Below are 8,654 nucleotides of genomic sequence, written 5' to 3'. Positions count from 1 at the left end.
GGGCACGGTCTGTGACCGTGGAACCCCACGACTTCAGTCGTGGGAGGATGTCAGTGGGTGTACTCCCCCCGAACCGTTTTCTCCCCGCACGACGCGTCACGGGGCGTGTTCGACCCCGAATCCGTCTGGGAGCTCTCGGGCCCCGACAGAACCGTCTTCGGAGAGGGCGCGCTGGTCGAACTCGGCGCGCACCTGCCGCCCGCCGACCGGACGCTCCTCGTCGTCGACCCCGCGCTCCGGGGGACGGGTATCGTCGAGGCCGTCGAGGCCGAACTGCCCGGCGTCGAGACGTTCGAGGAGGTGGAGCCGGACCCCGCCCTCGCGACCTTCGAGGCGGCGCTGACGCGCGCCCGTGACCTCGCCCCCGACGTGGTCGCGGGCGTCGGGGGCGGGAGTACGCTCGACGTCGCGAAGGTGACCGGCGCGCTCGCGCCCCACGACGGCGACGTGCTGGACTACGTCGCGGAGCCGACGGGCGCCGGCCGCGCGGTGCCGAGCGGGAGCCTGCCGACCGTCGCGGCCCCGACGACCAGCGGCACGGGAAGCGAAACAACGCCCGTCGCCGTCGTCTCACTGCCCGACCGCGACCTGAAGGTCGGGGTGTCGAGCGACCAGCTCTACCCCGACCTGGCCGTCGTCGACCCGCTCGCGACCGTCTCGCTCCCGCCCGGCCCGACGGCCGCGAGCGGGCTGGACGCGCTGGCCCACGCCGTCGAGGCGTACACCACCCGGCGGTTCGACGCGAAGGGGAGCGCGACACCGGCCGAGCGGCCCGAGTACGGCGGGCGCACCGCCCTCACGGACGCGCTCTGTCGGGTCGCGGTCCCCCGTGTCGGCGCGCACCTCCGGCGGGCCGTGGACAACGGCGACGACGCGGAGGCGCGCCGCGAGATGGCGCTCACGAGCCACGTCGCCGGACGGGCGTTCTCGAACGCCGGCCTCGGGGCCGCCCACGCCGTCGCGATGGCCGCCGGCGCCGCCTTCCACACGCCCCACGGCGAGACGGTGGGGGCCGTCCTCCCGGCGGTCGTGCGGTACAACCGGCCGAGCGCGCCCGAGCGCTACGCCGACGTGGCGCGGTGGCTCGGGGCGGAGGGCGAGGGTGCTCCGGCGGCGATCGAACGCCTCGCGGACGACGTCGGGATCGGCGGGCTGGGCGCCCTCGGCGTCGAGGAGGCGGACGTGCCGGCGCTCGCGGAGCGGACGATGGAGCTGGAGCGCCTGCTGGTCGGCAATCCACGGCGCCTCGACCGCGAGGACGTCGAGCGAATCTGTCTCGACGCGCTCTGAGACGGTCGAAATCGACAGCGTTCTCTCTTCGCCGTCTGGCCGCGGCGTCTGACGCTCTCAACCGCTCGCCGCGATACGGAATCAGTCCAGCCGCAGTCGCTCGACCGCCGCCTCGTCGAGTTCGACGCCGATCCCGGGCGCCTCGGGCGGCGCGACGACGCCGTCTTCGACGCGCACCGGGTCGCCCGCGACGTAGGGGCTGGCGACGTACTCGCCGGGGTCCTCGACCGAGTCGTCGTACACCGCGAACTCGATCAGGTCGCAGGCGGGGCTCGCGGCGGCGACGTGGAGCGTCGCGGCGTAGTTCACCAGCGGGCCGAACGCGTGGGGAACGAGCCGTTTCTCGAACGCGTCGACCAGCCCGGCCACCCGTCGCGTGCCCGTCACGCCGCCACAGAGGTACGCGGAGGGCTGGTACACCTCGAGCGCGCCCGCGCGGAGGTGCTCGACCGCGGGGTAGTGTGGCGCGTGGGACTGGTAGGCCGCTATCGGCACGTCGAGCCGGCGGTTGAGTTCGGCCTGCCCCTCGATGTCGGTGTGGGCGACCGGCTCTTCGAACCACTCCAGCGCCACCTCCTCGCCCGCCCGGCCGACGCGGAGCGCCTCGCTCACCGTGTAGGAGGTGTTGGCGTCGACCGAGAGGCCGAACCCGTCCGGGAGCCCGCTGGCCACGGCGCGAATCCGCTCGCGGTCGGTCGACACGTCGGCGCCGACGGTGATCTTCATCGACTTGAACGTCTCGGCGAGCCACGCCCCCGCCTCGACCAGCGCGTCGGTCGACTGCCGGCGCGGGAACGTCGCGTACGCGCCCACCTCGCCCGTCTGGCCGCCGAGCAGCCGGTAGAGCGGCGCTCCCATCGACTTCCCCGTCAGGTCCCACAGCGCCTCGTCGAGTGCGGACAGCGCCTTCCACGCGTTCGATCGTTTCACGTCGACGTAGCGCGACTCCCACGCGGCGGTCGGCGCCCGCGGGTCCTGCCCTTCGAGGTCGGTTCCGAGCGCCTCTATCATCCGCGCGACCGCCTCGCCCTCAGCGCCGCTCGCGTCGTAGGTGAGCGTCTCACCCAGGCCGACGTGGTCGGTGTCGGTGTGGACACGAACGAGGACTGGCTGGACCCCGACCTCCCGGTCGCCGCCGCCGAACGCCATCTCGACGCCCTCGACCGCGCTCGCGAGCGGAATCGCCTCACAGCGGGTGATCTCCATGCCGGGGCGTCCCGCCGGGGCCGCAAAGTCGTTCGGTCGTAAACGCTATCCCGCGATACGAAACCGGGGTCGCGGGTAGTTGAGACTAGGACTCTCAATGCATACAGTTCGAATCTCCTCGTTCGGCCTTCCGTCGGTGTTGTTTGAGGAAGGTCGGCCGTCACCGTAGAACGAGCCAGTGCACGATACCGAGATTGATGAGCACGCCCAGTATCTCTTTTTACCAACAGATCCGGTTTCCCGTCCCACATCACGACGAGGACGACCGTCGATAGGACGGCGGTAGCGACGAGCAGTTCCGGGATCCAGCCCACGAACGGGCTCCTGACCACGACTGCCACGATCGAGAACCCGACGACGAGGGCGGCCCAGCGGCTCTCGACCGCGGTAAGGGGGTTAGCCACGTTCCCACGGCGATACGACCGTAGACCGCACCAACCCAGACGAGGACGCCGAAAACCATCGCCCCGACGACCGCCAGCGGAATCCCGATGATCGTGATTGCGGTCAACACGAGCAGCACGGGGACGCCGACGAGAATCATGAACCCGGCGGCGCCCGCACGCCCCGGTCCTTCGAAGGCACTGTCAGCGACCCGCCGCGAGAAGCGGGGGAACGCGAGCAACAGCAGCGCACCCAGCGGGAGGTTCACAAAGAAGCTGTAGACGCCGAGCACCCAGTCCGAGAACACGGGCACCGGCTGGAATACGGTCGGGCCGCCGAGTGACGCGTCCCACTGTTGTTGCTCTCGGTCGTTCAGGTCGCGCTGCTCTGACGGGACTGCAATGGGTGACGTCGAGGACGGAGTTGAGTCCCCGGTGACCGTCCCACTCCCTCAGTGTGACCTCCCAGCAGGCATATAGATTCTCAGCGGACGAGAAAAATAGCCGTATTGACACTATCGGGTGGTGTTCCATCGGATATGATCAGAGAAGCCGTGGAAAGGCGCCGCCTAACCTCGTTTTTCTTCCTCGCATATGCTCTGGCGTGGGGTGTCGAAGCGGTTCCCGACGTTGTCGGGATGACCCAGCCGTCGTGGACGAGCTGGTTCTTCGCCGGCTTCCTGAGCGCGCTCACACCGTCGGTCGCAGCCGCAATCGTCGTCTGGGCCAGCGACGAGAGCGTCCGCGGCTGGTTCAGGAGCGTCGCGAAAGTCCGCGTCCACTGGAAGTGGTACGTGGCAGCTATCGCCGTCCCGTTCCTCATCGTCTACGCGGCCGGTGTCGTCTCGTGGGTGATCGGTGGCCCCATCGACTGGTCGGCGTTCGAGATCAGCCCGACAACCATCGTCTTCGGCATCGTCATCGGGACACTGCTCGGCGGCGGCCAGGAGGAGTTCGGCTGGCGCGGGTTCGCCCAGCCCGAGTTGCAGGAACGCTACGGCGCGTTCCGGGCTGCCATCGTCGTCGGCATGTTCTGGGGCCTGTGGCACCTGCCGCAGTTCCTACCCGGCGGCTTCCGTGCCGATTGGGGACCGCTGATGATCGGCTCGTACTTCGTCGGTATCATCGGATTCTCGGTGTTGCTGGCGTGGGTGTTCAACGGCTCGGGCGGGAGCGCGTGGCTCGCGATGGTGATGCACGGGGCCGACAACGCCACGCAGGGACGGCTCCCGATCGACCTCTCGACCGTCGCGCCCGACGGCGTCTTGCTCCCGTCGACGCTCGTCACGATCAACGTCCCCCACGCCATCCTGACGTGGCTGATCGCGCTGATCGTCGTCGGTGTGGTCGGGACGGCCCTCTACCGCGACCGGGTTCGTGGGCATATTGTTGGAATCTCCCCTGCACCGGGAGGTGACTGACCGTGGCAACAATCCAGACGGGGGGGGCTGACGAAAGGCTACGGCCACGACGTCTACGTGATCAACGACCTCTCGCTGACCGTCGGGGCGGGCGAGGTGTTCGGCTTTCTCGGTCCCAGCGGTGCGGGGAAGTCGACGACAAACGACCTCCTGCTCGATTACCACTCGCAACCGGCTGCTGGAGCTTCAGCCGTCTGACCAGAACTAACCGCTCGATACAACCCATGACCTCTGAAACAGTTATCAACGACCCACAGACGCCGATCGAATCGACTATCGACCACTCGTTCACCCAGACACAGCTCCGACGCGGTGGTATCATCCTCCTCGCGTTCGTCCTGATGCGTGCGCTGCTCTGGGGCCCGTTCTGGACGCAGCCGACGCCCACCGACCCGCTCCAGTACGGCGGACTGGTGCTCGTGACGATCCTCGTCGGCTCGGTCGGACTGGTCTATCTCGGGTTCACCCGCTGGGTCGGCGTCGACATCGTCCCCTGGTGGGTCGACCGCGAGCACCTGTTCCGAGACATCGCGTGGGGCCTCGCCGGGTTCATCATCGCGCTCATCGTGACCGCTGGGATGGCCCTGGGGTTCCAGTCGCTGCTGGGACCACGGCCCCCGAACGCACCGGTCGCGGAAGCTCCCTCCCCAGTCGGGACGCTTCTCCTGCTCGTGTTTGGGTTCGCGGTGGCGTCCTTCCAGGAGGAGACGCTGTTCCGTGGCTTCCTCCAGACCGAACTCGCCGACCGATACGGCGCGTGGCCCGCAGTCGTCCTCCAAGCTGGCGCGTTCTCGGTCGCCCACGTCGGGTACTACCCGTTCACCGCGTGGTACCTGTTCGCGGCGGCGTTCGCCGGCGGCCTCGTCTACGGGTGGCTCCGGAAGCGTCGTGGACGGCTCCTGTCGCCCGGCATTACCCATGGATTACTTGGATAGTTCAGATCATATGAGAGAACAGCTTGAGACACCGATTGCACACAGGGTGATCACATCGCCGCTCGGACGACTGTTCCACTCTCGACTGTTCGAGCGGTTCAAGATCGCGTCCGTCGATACCGAGCTTCGCGTCCTCCGGGCGCGAGCAGCCGCCGATCTCGCAGGTAAGGATGTCGACGCGTTTCTGGACGAACTCGGCGTGACCGGATCGATCGACGACTCGTTGGACGAAAAAATCGCTGAGGCGCTGGCCAGCCACAATGACGCTATGGGCGAATACGATCTCATCGCTGCCAAGTGGGACGATCTGTTCTGGGGGGACAGCGAGTCGACGGTCGACGAGCGGACACGCCTCGAGAAAGAACGCCGGGACGTGGGCACTCGCTGGATATCGCCACGGCAGACGTTTAACTTCCTCACGAAGACGGGACTGGTCGAGGTCGTCGACTTCGACGTCCCCGACCCCGCGTCGGCACTCGATCGATGGGCAGCCGTCGACGACGCCGAGGTCTATGGCCCACCCGACACACTGCCGGAGGTCGAGGTCTCACGGACGATTCGCGGGCCAGGCACGAGGGAGTATCTGGTGCGATTCCCGTCCCCGTCGGCGTACGTCGACGACATGGCGTACGCTCGCGTGTGCGAACCGGCGGACAGCTCGGAGGGAGCGTCGTTCCCGACACTCGTGTTCTGCACCGGCCTCGCGATGGCCTGTGACACCATCGAGTACTGGACGGAAGAGGGGTACGTGGGCCGGGCGCTTGCCCCACGCGGCTACCGGGTCGTGCTCCCGATTCCGCCGTGACACGGTTGTCGCGAGGTCCCCGGCGCCTCCACTGGCGAGCCGTACCTCGCCGGAACGCCCGGGAGCGCGATCAAACTGTACGCGACACAGGCCACCGAGATCGCCGTCCTCATCGACTGGGCACGCTCGACCGGAGCCCCGACCGTCGGGGTGGGTGGCATCAGTCTCGGTGGGGTCGTCTCGACGCTCGTCGCCTCACACGCCGACGCGTGGCCGACGGCCCTGCAGCCGGATTTTGCTGTCCCGGTGGCTCCCTCTGCACGGGTCGACGACCTGCCGTTCGACAGTTCGCTCACCGAGAGTCTCGGTGTGACCGATGCACTCCAAGCCGCGGGCTGGACACGGGAGTCGATGGACGACACCTGTTGCGCGCTCGGGACACGGCTGGCATCTACCCAGTCGGGGGGGGCTTCGCGACGAGATGACACAGTATCAACCCACCAGGACGGTCTTCGAGCAGTGGGGCGTTCCAGAACCGAACTTCACTGAGTGGGACTATGGTCACTTCGGAGTCCTGCTGCGGGTGATGCGAACGCAGGAATTCCAAGATTTGTTGCGTACACTGTTGGACGAACCACATCAGAACACGGGGATAGCTGTCTGAATGTTGGTGTGTACAACGCAGCGGGTAGAGTTGACGCGCCTTCGGCGGTTCCCTGCTGACGGGTTTCGCTACTCGTGTTCGTAGGGTCTGCGGATGGAGAGTAGTCGTTCACTCGCTTGACCTCTTGGCTCATGAGAATCGCGGAAAATATTAATTATTTTTAATTTTACTGTCCGGCATGATTGGAGAGACGTTTGCCAAACTCCCTCCGGAATTGCAGGATAAGGCACTCTCGAAACTCATGCAGAGCGGACTCTTCTCGCGAGTTCCAGGATTTGCCATGCTCTTCGAGACCATGGAGTTCATCGGTGGGAATGGAGCAGAATTGCGGGCGATTTTCAGGCAGGTCGATTCGCTGGACGAATCCGGGATCGCCGCCGTCCGAGCCTTTGCAGATGACGTTCGGAACGAGGCCGACCTCGCTGCGTCCGTCTCAGACGATGTCGTTGCCAGAAGGCGCTACCGAGAGTCGGTGGTCTACTACGCGGTGGCTGACTGGCTCACTCCCGACTGGGAGGGTGCTCAGGAGAACTACGACCGCATGATTCCAGCCTTCGATCGGTACCGATCACTGACCAACCCTCACATCGAAAAGATCGAACTACCGTACGAAACCGGGTCGCTCTACGCGTATTTCCGGCTTCCCGAGTCAAGCGACCCGCCGTTTCCTGCCGTGGTTATTGTACAGGGGAACGACTCGGTCAAGGAACTCATGACCCCGTTTGAGCGAGCCGCAATTGATCGCGGGCTCGCCACGCTGACGATCGACCAGGCGGGGTGGGGAGAGAGTGGGCTTACAGGAAACCGCTTCAACTCCCTGGATGATCTGGGTAACTCGGCCACGATTGCAGCCGATTTCCTCGCGGATGATGAGCGAATCGATGTTGACCGAATCGGCCTCTTCGGAATAAGTTACGGAGCGTTGCTCGCACCATTATCTGCTGGGCTTGAGCCACGTTTCTCTGCTGTTGTCGGACTTGGTGGGCCCATCTTTCACCCTGGACGAATCGAGGATATCTGGAACGCTGTTCCCGAGCTGATGGTGCGACGCTCGTACCGATTTACTGGCACACAGAACCGCGAAGAACTCATCAACTGGACCGAGAACATCATCGATGAAGTGTACGATACCCTGCATTCTGTGACGTGTCCAGCCAAGATCGTTCACGATGGCAGCGATCAACACGTCCCTCTCGACGACGCACACCGACTGTCAAGAGAGATTGGAGACAACGCGTCGATGAAGATCGTTCCGCGTGGGAATCACATGTGTACTGATACGCTCTCCCGGAACGTCGTCCCGTACATGTGCAACTGGCTCAGGAAGACACTGTGAACACATCTGCATAGCCCGATATGCATCAGATCCTCTCAGTCAACGAAATTTTACGACTCGCACAGGTGGTGGTGTAGATGGTCAGAGGTCGGGGGTCCCCGAGTCGTCTTCGCAAGAGTCTCTCGCTGTGGGGCTACGTGGTCATCTATATCGGATGGGCGTGGGCATTCTGGGGCGTCATCATCCTCTCGGGCGAGAGCGTCTGGACGTTCCCGAACGTCCTCTTTTTCTACGTCGGTTCGCTGAGTCCGGCACTCGGTGGCGTCCTGATGATCCGCCGGTCGAGCGGGCGGCCGGGCCTCCGGGAACTGTGGAATCGCATCACGAACGTCCGTCGCATCCCGCCGCGCTGGTACGCAGTCATTTTTTTGTGTATCCCGCACTCGCGCTCGTTGCGGCAGGGATCGCGTGGCTGACCGGGGCCTCCACACTCCCGCTGGACCCCGCGTCGACCGTCGAGCGGTTGGCGAACCCGTTGAGCCTGTTCGCGTTCTTCGGATTCACCATCGGTGCAGGCCTCGTCGAGGAGACTGGCTCGACCGGATTCTTCCTCGACAGACTGGTCGACATCTGGACACCGGTCGCTGCCGGCCTCATCAGCGGGGTGGTCTGGGCGAGCTGGCACGTCCCCCTGTTCCTGATGGAGGGGTACTTCGGGCAGGCGTCCATTCAAC

Annotated in this window: 9 protein-coding genes and 1 pseudogene; 8 read left to right on the top strand and 2 right to left on the bottom strand. The window is 65.6% G+C overall.

All coding sequences use genetic code 11. The features are described 5' to 3' along the window. Positions 1-105 precede the first annotated feature (105 nt). Complete coding sequence (locus tag V5A38_RS13595) at positions 106-1,290, top strand: iron-containing alcohol dehydrogenase (protein WP_332326306.1); 1,185 nt, start codon at positions 106-108, stop codon at positions 1,288-1,290. Between the two features lie 81 nt (positions 1,291-1,371). Here V5A38_RS13595 and V5A38_RS13590 read toward each other — a convergent pair whose 3' ends face one another. Both V5A38_RS13590 and V5A38_RS13585 read right to left on the bottom strand, forming a co-directional pair. After that, positions 1,372-2,496 carry a mandelate racemase/muconate lactonizing enzyme family protein gene (locus V5A38_RS13590; RefSeq protein WP_332326305.1) on the bottom strand — a complete coding sequence of 375 codons (1,125 nt, stop codon included), beginning with the start codon at positions 2,494-2,496 and terminating at the stop codon, positions 1,372-1,374. Between the two features lie 250 nt (positions 2,497-2,746). Next, positions 2,747-3,193 (bottom strand): hypothetical protein, encoded by a 447-nt coding sequence (locus tag V5A38_RS13585; protein ID WP_332326304.1) that lies wholly within the window; start codon positions 3,191-3,193, stop codon positions 2,747-2,749. A gap of 225 nt (positions 3,194-3,418) precedes the next feature. Here V5A38_RS13585 and V5A38_RS13580 point away from each other — a divergent pair, with 225 nt between their 5' ends. From V5A38_RS13580 to V5A38_RS13550, 7 genes and pseudogenes are all read left to right on the top strand, one after another. Then, complete coding sequence (locus V5A38_RS13580; protein ID WP_332326303.1) at positions 3,419-4,300, top strand: CPBP family intramembrane glutamic endopeptidase; 882 nt, start codon at positions 3,419-3,421, stop codon at positions 4,298-4,300. A 27-nt stretch (positions 4,301-4,327) separates the two neighbouring features. Next, positions 4,328-4,495 (top strand): annotated as a pseudogene (locus tag V5A38_RS13575) (ATP-binding cassette domain-containing protein); the annotation flags it as partial. A 29-nt stretch (positions 4,496-4,524) separates the two neighbouring features. After that, on the top strand, positions 4,525-5,235 hold the full coding sequence (locus tag V5A38_RS13570; protein ID WP_332326301.1) for a type II CAAX endopeptidase family protein: 711 nt from the start codon (positions 4,525-4,527) through the stop codon (positions 5,233-5,235). A 10-nt stretch (positions 5,236-5,245) separates the two neighbouring features. After that, on the top strand, positions 5,246-6,040 hold the full coding sequence (locus V5A38_RS13565) for a hypothetical protein (RefSeq protein ID WP_332326300.1): 795 nt from the start codon (positions 5,246-5,248) through the stop codon (positions 6,038-6,040). A 782-nt stretch (positions 6,041-6,822) separates the two neighbouring features. Continuing rightward, positions 6,823-7,980: an alpha/beta hydrolase gene (locus V5A38_RS13560; protein WP_332326299.1), complete on the top strand. Its 1,158-nt coding sequence runs from the start codon at positions 6,823-6,825 to the stop codon at positions 7,978-7,980. Between the two features lie 137 nt (positions 7,981-8,117). After that, complete coding sequence (locus V5A38_RS13555; RefSeq protein WP_332326298.1) at positions 8,118-8,396, top strand: hypothetical protein; 279 nt, start codon at positions 8,118-8,120, stop codon at positions 8,394-8,396. Further along, the coding region (locus V5A38_RS13550) for a CPBP family intramembrane glutamic endopeptidase (protein WP_332326297.1) at positions 8,351-8,654 on the top strand (304 nt) is incomplete at its 3' end. The genes V5A38_RS13555 and V5A38_RS13550, both read left to right, overlap by 46 nt.

The sequence above is a fragment of the Halolamina sp. genome (assembly GCF_036626355.1).
In the GTDB taxonomy this organism is placed as follows: Archaea; Halobacteriota; Halobacteria; order Halobacteriales; family Haloferacaceae; genus Halolamina.
This window is presented reverse-complemented; position numbering and strand designations above follow the sequence as displayed.